Source organism: Mycolicibacterium sp. XJ879, assembly GCF_053483935.1.
Genome location: NZ_JBEFTH010000016.1, coordinates 62665 through 81204 on the forward strand (window position 1 = coordinate 62665; position 18540 = coordinate 81204).

Here is an 18540-nt window from a genome sequence, read left to right on the forward strand (position 1 = left end):
TCGCCGTCCACCCCGGGTCGGCTCCATCGAACGAATTTTTCGCTCAGAGCTTGGCAAAATTCCCTAGCGCCCCCAACACCGGCCAAGGCGCCCACGACACTAGCTGGCGTACACCGTCTGCCCGTCGGCGTCGATCAGGTACTGCTCGGTGCCCTCGGCCGCCCGCGGCGCATCGGCGCCCAGCGACACCGCGATCTTGTTGGCGGCGTTGCGCATCACGTCCAACGTCAACTCGAACGCCTGCTCGTCGGAGAAATGTTTGTGCACACCGCGTGCCACCTCCTCCGAGATCTGCGACGGCGACCAGATCAGCGCGTCGACGAACCGCAACGCCGCCTTCTGCGCCTTCGTCAACCCATCCGCCGATTCGTACTGCTCAATCTGGCTGTACATCTCCTCCGAACCGCCCGCATCCAACGCCGTCCTCTCCCGCAGCGACTTGCACAGCCGACAGTTGTGCTGCGTTGCCCCGCGCAACCGCACGATCTCCGTCGTCACCGGATCGAGTTCCCGCATCCGCGCCACCCCCGGCACGAACCCGTTGAGCAGCGCATCGACCGGATCGGTGTGGTGATCCCACTCCACCACCTCACGCGCACCGCGCTTGCCCAGCCCCAGCGCCTCACATCCCGCCCACACCCGCGGCACGAAGTCGGCGATGAAGACCATAACCACCGTGCGAAATGCGTTGTCGCCCAATGTCGACACAAACTGTGTCCGCTGGTTGTCCCCGATCTCCGACACGTCCACCGAGAACTGTTCGGCAAACGCGGCCACCACCGAATCCCGCTCTGACGGACCATCGACCGGGTCGATCTCCACCGGCAGCGGCGGTAACACCAACGCTCGGGCACACGTCAACCGGATCAACGTGTCCAGGCCGCGATCCCCCGACGACAACGCCACCAACCCGGCCAACCTGTCGGCCGGCTCCTGTGAACCCATGCTCAGGATTATCGCGCTTGGCTGACCGAAGACATGTGAAAGTCCGGTATTCGCAGCGTCGGCATCGCCGCCCGGGTCGCCCAGTCACCCCACTCGCGCGGCAACGTCACCTCGCTGATCCCGGCCTCCGTCGCCCTGCGCAGCACGTCCAACGGGCTCTCGTTGAACCGGAAGTTGTTGACCGCCGAGGTCACCTCGCCGTCCTCGACGAGGTAGACGCCGTCGCGGGTCAGCCCGGTCAGCAGCAGCACCGCGGGGTCGACCTCGCGGATGTACCACATTGTCGTCAACAGCAGGCCGCGCTCGGTGCTCGCGATCATGTCGGCCAAACTCGCCGACCCGCCCGTCATCACCAGATTGTCGGCCGGCACCGCCACCGGCGCGCCGAATTCCGCGGCGGTCGCCCGCGGATACGCCAACGTCTCGACGACCCCGTCGCGGATCCAGTCCACCCGACCGATGTCCATACCGTTGTCGAACACCGAGACCCGCTCCGAAGACGCCGTCGCGACCACGAACGGAGTGCATTTCAGCCCCGCCGCACCCGGATCGGAGTACAGCGTCAACGGCAGATCGGTGAGCCGCTCCCCCACCCGGGTACCGCCGCCCGGCGCCGACAGCGCAGTACGGCCCTCCTGTGCGCCGCGTCCATCCATGGTCCAGGTCAGATAGATCATCAGATCTGCCACCGTCGACGGCGGCAGGATCGTCTCGTATCGCCCGGCGGGCAGCTCCACCGACCGCTGCGCCCAGCGCAGCCGCGCCGACAGCTGCTCGAGCATCGAATCCGTTGGCACATCGGCGAAGTCGGGTGTGCTGACCCCCACCCATGCACTGGCCCCGTCGCGTTTGGCGTTGATCTCCACCGAACCCGTCGGCTGCGTGTAGCGGCGGCGCAGCCCGGTCGACGTCGCCATGAACGTCGTCTCCACGATGTGCCTGGCGTAGCCGTACAGCTGATTCGGGCCCTCAAACCCACGTGCCAGACCGTCCGCCACCGGCAGGAAAACCTGTGCACCGGTGCCGGGTACCGGATCGTCCCAGTCGCTCGGTTCGATGGTTGCGGGCAGCGGTCCGGCGCTGTCGCGTGCTTCGGGCGCGGCCGCGGCCGCCTCCTGCGACGCCGCCACCAGTCCGGCGATGACGCCCGGATCCACCTCGCTTGACCGCACGGTCCCGACCCGCGCCTCGTTAGATTGGCGCACAATCGATATCACGGTGGTGTGCCGGCTCGTCGACTCGCCGTTGGTGGTCATCGAATTGCCCGCCCATCGCAGCGACGCGTCCACCCGGTCGGTGACCAACACGATCGTCTCATCGGCCTTACCCCGGCTGGCGGCCTCGGCCAACGCGAGATCGATGACCTGCTGCGCTCCGATCACCGGCTACCGCCCGCCTCGGCCCGCGTGTTGAGCACGTTCACCCCACGGAACAACGCCGACGGGCAACCATGGCTGACCGGAGCCACCTGTCCCGGCTGGGCCTTGCCACAGTTGAATGCCCCGTCCAGACGCCACGTCGACGGTCCGCCGACCGCCTCCAGCGAGCGCCAGAAGTCCGTCGTCGTCGACTGATACGCGACGTCGCGCAGCTGACCGTCCAGCCGGCCGTCGCGGATCCGGTAGAACCGCTGCGCGGTGAACTGGAAGTTGTAGCGCTGCATGTCAATCGACCAACTCTTGTCGCCCACGATGTAGATGCCGTCGGCCACCCGCGCAATCAGGTCGTCGGTGCTGACATCCTCGACCGCCGGCTGCAACGACACGTTGGCCATCCGCTGGATCGGCACATGATGCGCGGAGTCGGCATACGAACAACCGTTGGATCGCGCCACCCCCAGCCGCGGCGCGAACACCCGGTCCAGCTGATAGCCCACGAAAATGCCGTCGCGCACTAGATCCCAGCTCTGCGCGTGCACGCCCTCGTCGTCGTAACCGACTGTCGCCAAACCGTATTCGACGGTGCGGTCGGCGGTCACGTTCATCACCGGTGAACCGTAACGCATGGTGCCCAGCTTGTCCGGTGTGGCGAACGACGTGCCCGCATACGCCGCCTCGTATCCGATCGCGCGGTCGTATTCCGTTGCGTGCCCGATCGATTCGTGGATCGTCAACCACAGGTTGGTCGGGTCGATCACCAGATCCGTCGGGCCCGCCGTCACGCTGGGCGCCTTGACCTTCTCCGCGAGCAGTGTCGGCATCTCGGCCAGCTCCTCGGACCAGTTCCACACCGCGTCGCCGGCCAGCACCTCCCAGCCCCGCGCGGACGGGGGGCACAGCGAGCGCATGGTCTCGAACGTGCCCGCAGCGGCGTCGACCGTCACCGCCTCCAGCATCGGCAGCACCCGCACCCGCTGCTGGGTGATCGACGACCCGAAGGTGTCTGCGTAGTAGGTCTGCTCCTTGACGGCGTTCACCAACGCCGACACGTGGTCGACCCCGTCGGCCGCCAGCATCCGCTCGGAGTGCTCGCCCAACACGGCGAGCTTGTCCGTCGTCGCGACGTCGAACGGGTCGATCCGGTAGTCCGACACCCACTCGACGTCGGCATAGACCGGTTCGGGAGCCAGTTCGATGCGTTCGTCGTTGAGCGGGGCCAACGTCGTCGCCACGTGCACAGCGCGCCGGGCGGTGTCGGCCGCCACGTCGGCGCTGAGTTCGGCGTGCGACGCGAAACCCCAGGTGCCGTTGACGATCACCCGCACGGCCAGGCCGATCTCGCGGTTGACGACGGCGGTTTCCAGCTCACCGTCGCGCAGCTGCATGAGTTCGCTGGTGGTCGCGTGGATGCGGAAGTCGGCGTGGCTGGCTCCGGCGGCCATAGCGGCGGACAACGCTGCATCGGCGAGGGCGTGGCGTGGTAGTTCGAGGAAGTCGGCGTCGACGCGTCGGCTTGCTGTCACGCCCACCAACTTAGTGGCGAGCGAACTAGCCGCTGGTACCTGCCACCGTCAGCTCCAGTGCAAGCGCGGCGCCGCACACCACCGCGACGATCGCGAACGTCAGCCAGTCGAGCCGTTTGGGTCGCGAGGGCGCCGCCGAGATCTGGCCCGCGCCACCGCGCGCGGTGATCGCGTCGCCCATCTCGTCGGCCCGGCGCAGCGCGACGATCACCGCCGCGGCGAGCAGGTCGATGGCCTCCAGCCACCAGCGGCGGTGGCGTCCACGCCGAGTCTGCGGTCGCTCTTTGGGCCGCAGCCGGCGCGCAGCGTAGAGCACCCGGAACTCGTCGATCAGCATCGGGAACGCTCGCAGCGCCAACGTCAACGCGACCGCCCATTCGTCCACCGGAATGCGCAGCACACGCAGCGGACGGCCCAATGTAGCAACGGCCGGGGCGATCTCGGCGACGTTGGTGGTCCACGACACCATCACGCCGAGGCCCAGCAGCACGATCGACAGCGCGGTGATGCGCAAGAAGTTGAGCAGCCCGCCCAGCCCGAGTTCGACCGAGCCCAGACCGATGACCGGGTCGCCGCCGGCGAATGCGGCGGTGAGGCCGCCGAGGAACAACAAGAACCACAGCCAGCCCGGAATCGTCGGCAGCACGCCGCGCGGGATGCGCGCCAGCCACGCCGCCGTCAGCACCAGCGCGGCGACCGCACCGATCGGCACCCAGCCCGGGTAGAAGGTGAGCAGCACACCGATGGCGGCGACGATCGCCAGTTTCGAGCCAGCCCATAGTTGGTGAATGATGCTGTCGCCCGGTACGGGCCGCAACAGCACCAGCGGCTTGGGTTGGCGTCGAGCGGTGGGCGCGGTCATGTCATCCCTCCCGCGGCCGAGGGCGCCGCGACCAGCGCACCGCCCTCCAGGTGCAGCGTGCGCGGGCACAGCTCGTCCAGCCCGGTGAAGTCATGCGAGATCACGACGACGGTCAGCCCGGCATTGCGCCGCAGGTCCTCCAGCAGCCGCAGCAGGCCGCGCTGACTGGCGGCGTCGAGCCCGGCCAGCGGTTCGTCGAGGATCAGCGCCCGCGGCGCTCGTGCGAGCAGTCCGGCCAGCACCACCCGACGCATCTGCCCGCCGCTGAGTTGGTCGATGCGCCGCTTGGCCAGCGAGGGGTCCAGGCCGACCATGGTCAGCGCCTCGGCGACCCGGCCGCGGTCAGAGGCGGAAAACCCGGCGGCCGAGGCGATTTCATAACCGACGTGGCTGCGCATCAGCTGCAGCCGCGCAGCTTGGAACGACAGCGCGACGGCGCCGACCTGATCGGCGGCCGGTGTGCCGTCGAGCAGGCACGTGCCGACGGTCGGCACGGTCAAACCCGCCATGATCCAGGCCAGCGTCGACTTGCCGGACCCGTTGAGCCCGTGGATCAATACGCCGTCGCCCTCGTGGACGGTGAAGTTGATATCGCGCAATGCGGTGGCCGCCCAAGGGGTTCCGCTGCCATATTCGTGGCCGACGTCGATGAGCTCGAGCACCGGCTTTACTGCGTGTTGTCCCGGCACGACGGTCGGGGTGGGCGCCGCCGACGTCTCCACCATCTCGGTGTTGTCGGCGGCACCGCTGCCGCCGGTGAGGTTGACGGCGCGATCGGCGTTGTCGGCCTCGGCGTTGTAGTGGGTGATGTGCACCAGCGACATGTCGTGGCGCTTGGTGAGCCCGGACAGCACCGACACCAACGACTCGCGGCCCTGTTGATCGACCATGCTGGTGACCTCGTCGGCGATCAGCAGCGAGGGTTCGCGGGCCAGTGCCGCCGCCACGGCCAGACGCTGTAGCTCACCGCCGGACAGCCCGCCGGTGTCGCGTTCGGCCAGCCCGTCGAGCCCGACCTCGGCGAGCAGTTCGTGCACGTCGATGGTCTTGCCGGGCGGCAGCCCCCACACGACGTCGTCGGCGACGCGGGTGCCCAGCACCTGGCTCTCGGGGTGCTGCATGATCACCGCGGTGCCGCCGATGCGCCCGAGCCCCACCGCACCCGGCCGTTCGACGGTGCCCGACGTGGGTTCACGCCCGGCCAGCACCAGCATCAGCGTGGTCTTACCGGAGCCGTTGGCTCCGGTCACGGCGAGGTACTCACCGGGTTCGACGGTCAGTGACAGCGGGCCGAGCGCGTCGTCGTCGCCGTTGGGGTAGCGGAACCGCACGTCGCGCAGCCGGGCAGGCACCGGCGCGACGGCACCGGTGTCGGCGGAGGACTCCAGCTTGTGCACGTCGGGGATGCCGAGCAACCGCGCCATCACCCGCGAAAGCGCCCACCAACCCAACAGGCTGATCATCGTGATGGACAGCACCCCGCTGCCGAAGAACAACAGCGGCCAGTAGTCCAGCGCCGTGGCGAAGTCACGCTTGAGTTGGTCGGCGATGCCCTCCATGTTCGGGATGCGGGAAATGATCGCGGCCGCACCGTCGACGTTCGCGGTGACCGTGTCGAAGATCAGATGCCGCAGCCGCGCCAGGATGGCCAGGACCACCACCGACGCCGCGCCGAACAGCGCGCCGGCGATGACCGCGACGACCACCACCGTCGGCGTGCCGCGACCGCGGCGCTTGACGGTTCCGGTGAGCCCACCGATATAGGCGCAGTTGAACACCGTCATGAACCCGCCGGCGCCGGCGATCAGAAACGCGATGATGCCGCCGGCCACCATGGCGGTGATCAGCACCCGCAGCCGGTAGCGGTAGGCCAGCAGACCCATCGGCACGGTGCCCAGGAGCGCCAGCCCGGCCGCGAACGGCACGACGATGGCGATGATCGCGGTGGCCGCCGTCAGCGCCGCCATCACCGCGGCCTGCGCGAGTTCACCCGGACGCAGCGAACCGGTCCGTCGAGACGGTCTCGATTCCCCGGTCACGGCCATTTCACGATTCTGCCAGTCCAAAGCAGATAAGCTCCATCGACGCTGCTGTGACCGGCGACACGGCCGCGGTTGAGAAATATAGCAAACCTATGTAATTATCTGGCGCATGTCGCCGACGCTCGGAGCCGACTTGTTGGCCGTCGTTGCTCGGATCAACCGCCTCGCCACACAGCGGGCCCGGATGCCCCTCGGCTATGCGCAGGCCCGACTGCTGTCCACCATCGAAGACCGCGGCGAGGCCCGCATCTCGGATCTGGCGGCGCTCGACCACTGCTCGCAGCCGACGATGACCACCCAGGTGCGACGGCTCGAAGACGCCGGGCTGGTCTCGCGCACCGTCGACCCCGAGGACGGCCGCGCCGTGCTGATCCGCATCACCCCCAAGGGGGTGCAGACCCTGCACCGGGTTCGAGTACATCGCGGTGCGGCCATCGACCCTTATCTGGAACGCCTCGACGCCGCCGATCGCCAGACCCTCGCCGACGCCGTCGTCGTGCTGCGTCGACTTCTCGAGGACACCGCGTCGCCGGGCGCTAATCCTCGAGGGCGAACGCCAGGGACTGGGTGATCTGGTCGGCCGAGAAGTTGTTGTCGCTGACCAGAACCAGGGACCGGCGTCCGTCGGGCAGGGCGGGGCCGAACGTGAGGCCCTCGACGTTGTCGAGCGGGTCGACGGTGCCCGTCAGGTCGACGAGCAGCGTCTTGGTCATCGGCCGCACCGATCCGTTCTGCAACGACGGCCGATCCAGCACGTCGTCGGCGTCGCCGACGCTGACGCGGTAGATGCGCGCCTCGACGTGGGTGCCGTAGCCGCGTTCGAGGACAAGGAAGGTCTCGTCGTCGATGGCCAGCAGTTCGGTCAGGCCGTTGTCGCCGTCGGGTCCGGCGGTGACCTTGTCGACCGGGTAGGCGTACTGCGCTGTCGCTGTGCGGGATTCGACGTCGAAACGGGTGATCCGGGTGAGCGCACCGGTGTCGCTGTCAGGTAGTGCGCCGTCGTTGTAGCCGGGGTTCTCCATCGCCGCCCACAGGGCGCGGCCGTCGGGCGTCAGCGTGAGCCCTTCCAGACCGCGGTTTCGCCGCGGCCCGGTCGCTTCGCGCGACATCCGCAACATCGGCGGCAGCGTGAACTCGCCGACGTAGCCTCCGTCGAGATCGGCGATGCGCAGCGACGGGTCGCGCATCGCCTCGCCCTTCCGCTCCCCCTCACCCGACCAGTAGAGGCGCTGGCGGCCAACGTCGACGGCGATGCCCTCCGGATCCGGCGGCACCACCGGCGGCCGGGCGTCGACGTTCAGCGGCGGGAACGGTTTACCGTCATCATCCAGCAAGGGGTGCGTCGAGACGAATTCGACGTCGTCGATCCCGTTGTCCGACAGCGCGATCCGCGCGGTATAGAACCGGGCCGGGTTCTCCTCCGAGCGGTCGTCGCTGATGATGTAGTAGAGGTCGTTCTCCCGGTCGTAGCTCAGCCCGGAGAGCCCGCCGACCACCGTGCCGTCGAACGTCGCGCCGTCGTCGAGTTGCAGCTGGCCGAGATACTGCGGCCCGTCGGCGTCGGTGGTTTCGGCGCCGCATGCGGTGAGCAGCACAGCGCATGCGAGCACGACGGCCCGGCGGGTGCGCACTAGACCACCGTGTCGAGCAGGGTGCCGACGAAGTAGGTCGCCGCGATCGCGACGGCACCGAACGCCAACTGCCGCAGCGACCCGAACCACGCCGGCTTGCGGGTGATCCGGGCGGCCATGGCACCGGCAATGAGCAGTCCCAGCCCGCCGCACGCCAGCCCGCCCCACAGCGATTCGTAGCCGAGCAGGTAGGGGATGAGCGGGATGATGGCACCGATCGCGAACAGCAGGAACGACGAGCTCGCCGCCACCCATGGCGACGGCTTCTCCCGGGGGTCGACGCCGAGTTCCTGCACGAGGTGGAAGTTCAGTGCGCGTTTCTCGTCGCGGTGCAGCTCCTCGGTGGCCGTTGTCGCGGTTTCGCGCGTCATGCCCATGTCCATGAGCATCGCGATCAGCTCGGCCTTTTCGGCTTGCGGGTTCTTGCGGAAGGACCGCCGTTCGACGAGGACCTCGGATTCGATCTGCTCGTTGGCGGTGGTAACGGAGGTGTACTCGCCCATGGCCATCGAGAAGGCGCCGGCCAGCAAGCCGGCGATGCCGCTGATCACGACGGTCTGCGCGCTGGCGGCCGCGGCGACGCCTGCGATCAACGCGGTGTTGCTGACAAGGCCGTCCATGGCGCCGAACGTCGCGGCACGCAGCCAGCCGCCGGTGACGTCGGCGTGTCGGTGGGTAGTGACGTGTGGCACCCCGGTGGGCGCCACCCATTCAGGCATGCCCGGACCCTTGCATGCCACCGATTGAACTGCACGCGTTTTCTCGGGTTTTACTAAGGTTTACCTGCGTTTGGGTCATCACAGTTTGCGGGGCGCCCCAGCGGGATACCGTCGAGGTATGACCACCACTGCGGAGCACCTACGCAATACGCTCGACGGCCGTTGGCGCGATGTGAAGAACAAGATGCGTGAGGAACTCTCCACCGAGGTGTTCCGCCCGCACTACACGCCGAACACCGTCATCGCCCGCACCAAGGTGGCCGAGCAGTTGCAGATCATGGCCGCCCACGGCGCGGCCGAGGACGGGTTCAAGAAGGAGCACGGCGGTAACGGCGACGTGGGCGCGGCGGTCACCCAGATCGAGATGCTTGCCATGTCGGACCTGTCACTGATGGTCAAGGCCGGTGTGCAATGGGGTCTGTTCGGCGGGGCGATCGAGAACCTCGGCACCGAGCGCCACCACGAAAAGTACGTGCCGAAGATCATCAACCTCGAGTTGCTCGGTTGCTTCGCGATGACCGAGACCGGCCACGGCAGCGACGTGCAGTCGTTGGAGACCACGGCGACCTACGATCCGGCCACCCAAGAGTTCGTCATCGACTCTCCGACCGCCACATCCCGCAAGGACTACATCGGCGGCGCAGCCGAAACAGCCAGGGTGGCCGCCGTTTTCGCGCAGTTGATCACGCCCGACGGCGAGGGTCACGGTGTGCACTGTTTCGTGGTCCCGATCCGCGACGACGACGGCAACGATCTGCCGGGCGTGACCACCTCGGACAACCACTACAAGGGTGGTCTGCCGGGTGTGGACAACGGGCGCATCCAGTTCGCGCATGTCCGGATCCCGCGGGAGAACCTGCTCAACAAGTACGCCGACGTCGCCGAGGACGGCACTTACTCGTCGCCGATCGAGAGCGAGGGCCGCCGGTTCTTCACGATGCTGGGCACCTTGATCCGGGGCCGGGTCACCGTCGGCGGCAGCGCGGCGGCGGCCGCCCGGGTGGCACTGGACATCGCCACCCGATATGCGTTGCAGCGCAGGCAGTTCACCGAGCCCGACAATGACGACGAAGTGCTGATCATGGACTACCTGGTGCATCAGCGCCGCCTGCTGCCGCTGATCGCCAAGTCCTACGCGCTGCAGTTCGCGCAGAACGAGCTGGTGGCCAAGTGCCACGAACTGCAGACGGCCGACGACCCCGATCCTGAAGATCAGCGAGAGTTGGAAGCGCGCGCGGCGGGTCTGAAGGCGGCCAACACCTGGCACGCCACCCGCGCGATCCAGGAGGCCCGCGAAGCCTGCGGAGGGGCCGGCTACATGGCCGAGAACCGGTTGATCGGGCTGAAGGCCGACACCGACGTGTTCACCACGTTCGAGGGCGACAACCATGTGCTGACCCAACTGGTCGCCAAGCAGTTGCTCACCGAGTACGCCGACGACGTCAAGAGCATGAGCCCGGTGGAATGGGTGCGCTTCGCCGCCGAGACCGTCGGCACCCGCGTGCTGAAACGCACGGCGGCACAACCGATCATGCAGACGATTCTGGACAACCGGCAGGACAACGAGGAAGAGGGCAGCCTGTTCAACCGCGGCACCCAGGTCCAGATGTTCGAGGACCGCGAGGAGTACATGCTGTCCAGGGTGGCTCGCCGGCTGCAGGGCAAGACCAAGGAGATGAGCGCGTTCGACGCGTTCAACGCCGTGCAGGATCATGTGCTGCACGCCGCGCGGGCCCACATCGATCGCGTGATCCTCGAAGCGTTCGTCGCGGGCATCGACACCTGCGAGGACGAGGAGGCCCGCAGAGTCCTGGAGATGGTGTGCGACCTGTACGCGCTGACGGTGATCGAAGAGGACCGCGCCTGGTACATGGAGCACCGGTTCCTGTCGACCGAACGCGCCAAGGCCGTCACCCGCGGGATCAACGAACGCTGCCGCAACCTGCGCCCGTATGCGGAGTTGTTGGTTGACGGGTTCGGCATACCGGAGCCGCTGCGCTACGCCGAGATGTTGCATCCGGAGAACATCGTCGACACCTGAGCTGCGGGCGCGTCGGCCCGCCACCCTTCCGGTGACGGGCCGGCGCCCGAAAGGCTCGCCGCGAGCTAGCCAGCGACGAGCTGTTTTGTCCCGTACACGTGCTCGAAGCAACGCCGTGTGATCGGGACCACAGTATCGCGCCCAGCGATAAGTCGCTCGACTTTGATCAACCCTTGGAATACTTGCTCCCCCGGCTGGACTCGAACCAGCGAAACCGGCAGTTCTGACGACCGCCGTGACCTCCCCTTGCAGCCACAAACCCGCACCTAGGTAGGTGTTTTCCGGCTCTGTTGTCTGTGGGGCTCTGTTAGGTTGTGTGAGGGTTGATGTTGTGCGGGAGTTGTGCAACGGACCTCCGGCTGGAAGGAAAAAAGCGACATGGGCAGTCGCAGGCGGGCCAGGCGGTCTGATCCGCCCCGGCGTGTCGGGAGAGTTCTTCCGTTGGGAAGGATGGGCACGTGGGAGCGAAGTCATCGAGGCGGTATCCAGACGAGTTGAAGCAGCGAGCGGTGCAGATGGTGGCCGACCTGCGCAGCGACACGACCTCCGAGTGGGAGGCGATGGGCCGAGTCGCTGACCTGTTGGGTGTCGGGACCGCTGAGACGGTGCGCAAATGGGTCCGCCAGGCCGAGATCGATGCCGGGGATCGGGCCGGGCAGACCAGCGAGGAATCCGAGGTCCTGCGCAAGCTGCGCCGGGAGAATGCCGAACTCAAGCGGGCTAATGCGATCTTGAAGGCGGCCTCGGTTTTCTTCGCCGCCGAACTCGACCGGCCACATCAGTAGTCGTGGAGTTCATCAGCGTTCACCAGGGACATCGGGTGGGCGCTGATGGTCTCAAGTGGGGTGTCGAGTCGATATGCGCCGTACTGTCCGAGTACGGCGTCACGATCGCCCCGTCGACGTATTACGCCCACCGCGCCCGCCGTGGCCCGTCGCAGGCCGACTGGGCCGACGCGCGGGTGATCGACGTGATCTGGCAGCTGCGCCGGTCGCAGAGGTTGTACCGGGCGTTGGGCGCTCGTAAGACCTGGATTGTATTGCGCACCAATGGCTTCGATGTCTCGCGCTGCGTCGTGGAGCGGGTCATGCGGGAGATGGGTTGGCGCGGTGCCTGCAAGCGGCGCCGGGTGCGCACCACCGTCGCCGATCCTGCCGCGACACGGGCACCGGACCGCGTGGCTCGGCGGTTTGTCGCCGAGGCTCCCGACCGATTGTGGGTGGCCGATTTCACTTACTGCCGGACCCGTGCCGGCTGGGCCTACACGGCGTTCGTCACCGATGTCTATGCCCGCAAGATCGTGGGGTGGAAGGTGGCTACCGAGATGACCCAGAAGGTGGTGACCGATGCGATCAACCATGCCATCGATGCCAGGAAGCGTTCTGGTGCAACATCTTTGGTGTCACTTATCCATCACAGCGATGCTGGCTCGCAATACACCGCAGTCGCGTTCACCGAACGTCTGGCCGCTGAGGGGATCCTTCCTTCAGTAGGTTCGGTGGGAGATAGTTTCGATAACGCTCTGGCCGAATCGGTGAACAGCAGCTACAAGACCGAACTCATCGACCACCAACCGCTGTATCCCGGTGCCACCGAATTGTCGCTGGGAACGGCCGAATGGGTGGCGTTCTACAACCGTGAGCGGCCCAATGGTTACTGCCAGGACCTGACACCGGACCGTGCCGAAGCCCTCTACTACCATCGCCAGCGGCACCCTCACACCGAGGAGGCACTCAAATAACAGAGCCTCCCGACACGCCGGGGCGGATCAGTCGTCGTTCGGTCGGTTGCGCCAGGAGCGGTCCGGCCGGTGGTCGTGCTGCTACCGGCATGAGGGTGTGCTGCACCGTAGTCCCGGTGCGGTCACGACGTTCCCCACCAAACGCTCCGCGGAGGCGTGGTTGGAGGCCGAGCGCAAGCTCATCGACGACGGCCGCTGGACACCGCCGGCGGAGCGGGCCGTCAAAAGCCGCGGCCGGCAAGATGACACTGGCCGACTACGCGAAGCCGTGGCTGGCTCAGCGCAACATCGCCCGACGCACACGTGAAACCTACGGCTATCACTTGAGTCCAACATTCTGCCGGTGCTCGGCGACCTGGTGCTGACCGAGATCACCACCGAGGACGTGCGGGGGTGGTTCGCCGGTCTGGGCACCGAGTACGCGACGCACAACGCCCGCGCCTACGGCGTGCTGACCGCGGTGCTCAATACGGCCGTGGACGACGGGCTGGTCGACCGCTCCCCGGCGCGGATCAAGGGCGGCACAGCGGTCAAGCACACCAAGCGGTCGGTGGTGCTGCTGGAGCCCTACGAGCTGGCCGCACTCGCCGACAAGATGCCCGACGAGCTACGGCTGACCGTGCTGCTAGCCGGGTGGTGCGGGCTGCGCCGCGGTGAGGTGTTCGCGCTCACCCGCGCCGATATCGGAACAGATGGCGCTACGGTGCGGGTCAACAAGGGTGTCACCTACCGCGAGCACAAGTATCTCTGCGGCCCGCCCAAGACTAGGGAGTCCAACCGGACGGTGACGGTGCCGACGCATCTGCGTCCGGCGCTCACCGAGCACCTGAGTCGGTTCGTCGGCCCAACCAAGAGCGCGCTGCTGTTCCCCGACCCGGTCACCGGATCGTTTTACACCGAGGGCCGGTTCCGCGGCCCGTTCGATGCGGCCAGGGCCGCTATCGGACACGACGAATTGCATTTCCATGACCTGCGGCACTTCGGCGGGGTGATGGCGGCGCTGGCCGGAGGCACCACGAGGGAAGTGATGGACCGGCTCGGGCACACGACGAGTGCTGCGAGCCTGCGTTATCAGCATGTGGCAAAAGGGCGGGCCGACGCGCTTGCTCAACGGCTGTCGGCTCTGGCCACGGGCGACACGCCAACACCGCCCGAAACACGTAAAACCAACACTATGTAGGGCGGGCACCGCCGGCAGGCAGGCACAATGATCTAAGAGACCATACCCATGTAGGGAAACTGTCTGTGCGACAGCACATTCCAGTGTTTATCTCGCATGGTGCCTCGGTATTCTCAGCCATCAGAACGGGTTCCCACCCGTCCTGATGGATTGGAGTACGAATCGTGACGAGATTCAGCGAACGCCGCGCCTCCCCGTGTTCGAGTCGCTGCAATCGGCGGCTGCCCGCACCGGGTACAGCGTGTATACCTTCCGGGACAAGGTCGCCGCGGGCGAGCTGACGGCGTTCCGGCTCTCCAATAAGCCCGGCAGCGCGATCCGGGCGCGGGTCACCGACGTCGACGCCCTGATGAAACCGCTCATTCCCGACGATGCTTACCCGGAGCGGATCAACCGGACTTCGGGGCGAGCGCGGCAGGAATGAGTGGGTCCGACACCCGTGCGCGTGGCGCAGAGCTACTGGTGCAGCTTCGCCGCAGGCGCGAGGCGTCCAAACGGCTGCCGCCGCTACCGCATTCACGCCGACGTGACCCGTTGCCGCCAGCCGAGCGGGCATTGGGGAGGTCGCGGCGAGCGACAACGAACTGGCGCAGCGCGGCAGGAGCATCGTCGAGGCCGGTAAACACGCTCCGCGAGTGCAACGCCGCAACGGCGTCGACCTGGACGCCGAGCTGGCTGATGCGCTACAGCACGCGCGCTTATGATCCCGTCCCGCCCGAGCCGCCCGACGACGACCCGGGCGCGCCTCCCGTGCCGGTGTTGACCGATGTGCTGCTCACCCGCTCGGCGCTGCACACGTTGCCCGACCCGCAGCCGCTGATCGGCAATGTGCTCGACCAGGGCACCGTCGCGGTGCTCTATGGCATGTGGGGGTCGGCTAAGTCATTCATCGCCCAAGACTGGGCCGCCAGCGTTGCGACAGGACGGCGGTGGCAGGGCAGGCCCACCGAGCGGCAACGGACGCTCTACGTGGCCGCCGAGGGCGCATACGGACTCAAGGCCAGATTGCACGCCTGGGAAGTTGGTTGGCGCACCGAGATTCCTGACGGCACACTTGACGTGCTACCGCGACGTGTGAACCTCACGCGCACGGTCGACGTAGGCAATCTAGAGGCGCTCATCGACTGGGGCGGCTACAGCTTCGTCGTGCTCGACACCCTCGCCCGGTGCATGGTTGGTTCCGACGAAAACTCAGCGAAGGACTGCGGCGTCGTGGTCGACGCGCTCACCCGGCTCCGCGAACGAACACCCAACGGTCGCGGTGTCGTGCTCGGTGTCCACCACACGGGCAAGGACGGGAAGACACTCCGCGGATCGTCGGCGTTCGAGGGCGGAGCCGACACCGTTTACTCCGTGATCCGTGATGGCGCAACCTTCATCCTGGACCGCGAGAAACGCAAAGACGGCCCGAAACGCGACACTCACCGGCTGAGTCTGGATCCCATCGAGGGGACAGGAAGCGTAGTGCTCAAGCTGTCCACCCCGAGGACCCACGCGACTGTTTGTGCCCGAGCCGCGGACGTTTTGCGGACGGTCACGTTGAAATGCACGTGCCGGTACTGTGCGTTCATGAGCAGTCCGCAACCCCCGAGCACAAGGTCGGTAACGCCCGGCGAGGTTCGGATGGAGGCCGCCCGTACAGCAGCGATGGTCGCGCAATTACCCGCCGTAATCTCGGATCGGCAGTTTCCCTACATCGTGCGCCAGGCGGCGTTGGACTCGTTCTACATGCACGTCCGTACTCTGATCGAATATCTCGAGATTCCTCGAACGAAATCCCCGAAGCACCAACAGCCGCCGCAGGATTTCAAAGCATCTAGTGTTGTAGCGGCGTGGACAGCCCCCACCGATGCAATCCGCAACACGCGACTCAACGACTATTGGACAGATGCGAGTAAGCACTTCGTGCACTTCTCTCAGCTGCGTCCAGAGCAGACAGAAAAGACCCAGGCCGAAATTCATGCGATAGCGGATGACGTGCTTGAGGTTTGGAATGAGCTAGCCGCCGTAAGTACACACAAGGACGGCTTCGTTCCTACCAAACAAGAAGTCGCCAATCTGAATGTCGCGCCGTAGAGGACAGCCTCGCTGGCATCGCCTCTTTCCGCCGGCGCTAGCTGGGGTGCTAGGTGCAACCATGCATCTGACACGCGCCCCGTCTTCGCCGAGAGATCGAGCAACTGCGAAAGCGAATCGACTAGGTCAAGGTTCTAGGCTGGCGCTTGTGGCGGCTATCGAGTTGATCGAGAAGCGCCGGGGCGGCGCGGACAAGTACACCTGGCTTCCGTTCGAATCCTCCGACGACTACGAAAGGGAGGACTGGTGGGATAGTCCGCCTTACCTCGAGGATGACCCCTTGTTCCTTCAGGCACTTCGCAGCGGCAATGAGGTTGGCCGCGTCCACCTGGTCGATCGGAAGATGTGGCTCAGTGACTCGTACGGAGTCGATCCCAAAATCGAAGCACTTGCCCTTCAGATCCATTTAATCGAAGTGCCCTACACGCATCGCCGCCAGCACATTGGGACCGATATAGTACGGGCCCTAGTCGAGCGCCATCCCAACCGAAGACTGGTCGCATTCAGCGAAGGAGCTGACGATTTCTGGACCAAGTTAGACGGCGGTCGCTGCTACAAACACCTCACAGATCCGGATTGCCAGCTGCTGTTCATCGCGGACGCGCCGTAAAGCACCGTCTTCTACTGTCCGAGTCGGATGGTGCGCGTCGGAGCGTCGGCGAATTGAGCGATAACGTCGTTAGGGTGGGCCAGGAGTGCGGCCATCAGCCGAAAATTTTGGTGGTATTCGATGGGATCCCCGGTGTGGGCGAGCGCGTCGTGGAACCGTTCACTGACTTGGTCGTTGACCTTCGGCAAATACTCCAACTCGAGAGCGGTTTTCAGCTCAACCCAGATCTGGTTGTGCTGCCCGTTGTAGGCGTCGAGCTGTTCTATCACTGTTTCTATCCGCCGGCGTGCGGGGCTAGCGGGATCCGGATACGTGTCTTCCAGAGATGACGGGAAGCGCAGCACCATGTCATCGATCCCGGTCGTGTCGGGCTGAAGCGGCGCAATCTCGGCGAGAGCTTTGACTGCGTGCGCGGCTGCGGCCGCGGCGGCGGCCGATTCGACGGCGACCGACTCGACGGGAATTGGGATGGTGGCCACAGTGGCGATCACGGCTGGGTGGATCGCTATTGAGATCGAGCCAGCGGCTTCATTGACGTTGACGTAGCGGACAGCGCGCGCCCCACCGAAATCGACGTCAAGCTTTGACATAGGAACATTTCCCATGAAGTCGGTAGGTTCTTCTCCAACACCAGGGGCGAGATCGCCTAGCTCCAAGTGGATCTGAACACGATGCAGCCAGTACTGGATTGGCGAGCCATCCTGGTTATCCTCGTCATGAAGTCTGCGCAGCATATTCTCGATTGCAGATTCATAGGTGCCGATATGTACGGCCCTTGAAGTGTGTTGCTCCCGTGCGCGTTGTGGATTAGCCAACCGCCGACTAAGCCGCGCGTCGGCCATCTGTGCTTCGTATGCAGCGGCATAGGCTTCGGCATCGGGCCAGTTTTCGTATGTGCTGGTGTGATACCAGAAAAGCTTATGCACACGATCATCCTGCAGCGCAATGTCATCAGGATTGCGTAGCACTGGGTGTTGATGGGTGACATCGATTTCGGTGTCACACTGCCCGCAGCGCGAGAAGGGAGCCGTCTGCAGTCTACTAGGGGTGGAAACCGTCTGGAGCTCGTAGAGGTGGGCGGCAATGTTTACCCGCGTACCGCAATTAGGACACTCGAACCAGTAGCTGTAGTCGAACCCCGTCAGCAGTTGCTCGACGACCTCCTGCTCGTCCACGCGATCATCATGCCAGCAACAACCGACACGGCACGCTCGCTCATGGAAGCCGAATACAAGATCGAAGGTGGCTGAGGTGCCCCCGTAAAGAGACGGACCGCCACGCGGGCCCGGTACGAGTCATCTCATCATGACCTCGTAAGCAGTGACATCGGTGGACATGCGGGACATAAGGACGACGCACCTTATCGACCGCCGGGCAATGTCGGCTGGTTCGTCTCGGGTTAGTTCGGCGACGAGACCGTGCCGATCCTTCGTTCACTCGGCGGTGCTGTCGCGGTAAATCTGTACGACGATGCGGAGGATCCAATCACGCGTTCGGTCTCGACTTCATGCAGGCGCCACTGTCGAGGGGTAAGTCCCCTGGGGTGGTGGGGTTTCGGGCGTGAGGCGACCGGGCTGGGACCGACCTTGAGGTGTGTCGTTGAGCCTCTTGAAGTGGGGCATCGCGTAGTGGTCATTGAGTTACCGACCAAAGTGACTCAAGTAAAGGACGCACCACGCGATGACCCAGGACCATTCTGCCTTGCTCGCCCAGCTCGATGCGCTCAAGTCCGCGGACGCGGGCGCGGTGTTCGCCGAGTTGATCCGTGCTGGACTTCAGGCGTTGATCGAA

At 65.8% G+C, this 18540-nt stretch carries 16 protein-coding genes; 8 read left to right on the forward strand and 8 right to left on the reverse strand.

The features are described from left to right. Nucleotides 1–99: 99 nt before the first annotated feature. The 5 genes from ABQF13_RS23605 to ABQF13_RS23625 are packed head-to-tail and all read right to left on the reverse strand — an operon-like array spanning nt 100 to nt 6754. Complete coding sequence (locus ABQF13_RS23605) at nt 100–945, reverse strand: carboxymuconolactone decarboxylase family protein (RefSeq protein WP_448395220.1); 846 nt, start codon at nt 943–945, stop codon at nt 100–102. An 8-nt stretch (nt 946–953) separates the two neighbouring features. Further along, on the reverse strand, nt 954–2327 hold the full coding sequence (locus tag ABQF13_RS23610) for a metallopeptidase TldD-related protein (protein ID WP_448395221.1): 1374 nt from the start codon (nt 2325–2327) through the stop codon (nt 954–956). Then, entirely contained in the window at nt 2324–3847 is a 1524-nt protein-coding gene (locus ABQF13_RS23615; protein ID WP_448395222.1) for a TldD/PmbA family protein, read from the reverse strand. Before ABQF13_RS23615 ends, ABQF13_RS23610 begins: the two co-directional genes overlap by 4 nt. A gap of 25 nt (nt 3848–3872) precedes the next feature. After that, on the reverse strand, nt 3873–4709 hold the full coding sequence (locus ABQF13_RS23620; protein WP_448395223.1) for a CbiQ family ECF transporter T component: 837 nt from the start codon (nt 4707–4709) through the stop codon (nt 3873–3875). Continuing rightward, entirely contained in the window at nt 4706–6754 is a 2049-nt protein-coding gene (locus tag ABQF13_RS23625) for an ABC transporter ATP-binding protein (protein ID WP_448395224.1), read from the reverse strand. The genes ABQF13_RS23620 and ABQF13_RS23625 overlap by 4 nt, the downstream gene beginning before the upstream one ends. A gap of 106 nt (nt 6755–6860) precedes the next feature. On the opposite strand from ABQF13_RS23625, the gene ABQF13_RS23630 reads away from it, so the two are divergent. Then, nucleotides 6861–7322 (forward strand): MarR family winged helix-turn-helix transcriptional regulator, encoded by a 462-nt coding sequence (locus ABQF13_RS23630; RefSeq protein ID WP_448395225.1) that lies wholly within the window; start codon nt 6861–6863, stop codon nt 7320–7322. Here ABQF13_RS23630 and ABQF13_RS23635 read toward each other — a convergent pair. Both ABQF13_RS23635 and ABQF13_RS23640 read right to left on the reverse strand, forming a co-directional pair. Beyond that, entirely contained in the window at nt 7288–8382 is a 1095-nt protein-coding gene (locus ABQF13_RS23635) for an esterase-like activity of phytase family protein (protein ID WP_448395226.1), read from the reverse strand. The two genes, ABQF13_RS23630 and ABQF13_RS23635, sit on opposite strands and share 35 nt — an antisense overlap. Further along, nucleotides 8382–9101 carry a VIT1/CCC1 transporter family protein gene (locus ABQF13_RS23640; RefSeq protein WP_448395227.1) on the reverse strand — a complete coding sequence of 240 codons (720 nt, stop codon included), beginning with the start codon at nt 9099–9101 and terminating at the stop codon, nt 8382–8384. Before ABQF13_RS23640 ends, ABQF13_RS23635 begins: the two co-directional genes overlap by 1 nt. A 118-nt stretch (nt 9102–9219) precedes the next feature. On the opposite strand from ABQF13_RS23640, the gene ABQF13_RS23645 reads away from it, so the two are divergent. The 7 genes from ABQF13_RS23645 (at nt 9220) to ABQF13_RS23675 (ending at nt 16749) form a co-directional block, all read left to right on the forward strand. Continuing rightward, nucleotides 9220–11142, forward strand: a complete 1923-nt coding sequence (locus ABQF13_RS23645) for an acyl-CoA dehydrogenase family protein (RefSeq protein ID WP_448395228.1) — start codon at nt 9220–9222, stop codon at nt 11140–11142. A gap of 515 nt (nt 11143–11657) precedes the next feature. Then, a protein-coding gene (locus ABQF13_RS23650; protein ID WP_448395242.1) for an IS3 family transposase occupies nt 11658–12883 on the forward strand; the annotation gives its coding sequence in 2 pieces (ribosomal slippage) (nt 11658–11889 and nt 11889–12883; 1227 coding nt in all). Between the two features lie 97 nt (nt 12884–12980). After that, entirely contained in the window at nt 12981–13190 is a 210-nt protein-coding gene (locus tag ABQF13_RS23655; protein ID WP_448395229.1) for a hypothetical protein, read from the forward strand. Between the two features lie 36 nt (nt 13191–13226). Continuing rightward, nucleotides 13227–14063, forward strand: coding sequence for a tyrosine-type recombinase/integrase (locus tag ABQF13_RS23660; RefSeq protein ID WP_448395230.1), 837 nt, complete (start codon nt 13227–13229; stop codon nt 14061–14063). A gap of 196 nt (nt 14064–14259) precedes the next feature. Beyond that, the gene (locus ABQF13_RS23665; RefSeq protein WP_448395231.1) at nt 14260–14487 is read left to right on the forward strand and encodes a DNA-binding protein; all 228 of its coding nucleotides are present in this window, start codon (nt 14260–14262) and stop codon (nt 14485–14487) included. Between the two features lie 254 nt (nt 14488–14741). Continuing rightward, complete coding sequence (locus tag ABQF13_RS23670; protein WP_448395232.1) at nt 14742–16139, forward strand: AAA family ATPase; 1398 nt, start codon at nt 14742–14744, stop codon at nt 16137–16139. A gap of 148 nt (nt 16140–16287) precedes the next feature. Next, complete coding sequence (locus tag ABQF13_RS23675) at nt 16288–16749, forward strand: GNAT family N-acetyltransferase (protein WP_448395233.1); 462 nt, start codon at nt 16288–16290, stop codon at nt 16747–16749. A gap of 11 nt (nt 16750–16760) precedes the next feature. Here ABQF13_RS23675 and ABQF13_RS23680 read toward each other — a convergent pair whose 3' ends face one another. Further along, complete coding sequence (locus ABQF13_RS23680; protein ID WP_448395234.1) at nt 16761–17924, reverse strand: hypothetical protein; 1164 nt, start codon at nt 17922–17924, stop codon at nt 16761–16763. Nucleotides 17925–18540: the final 616 nt, after the last annotated feature.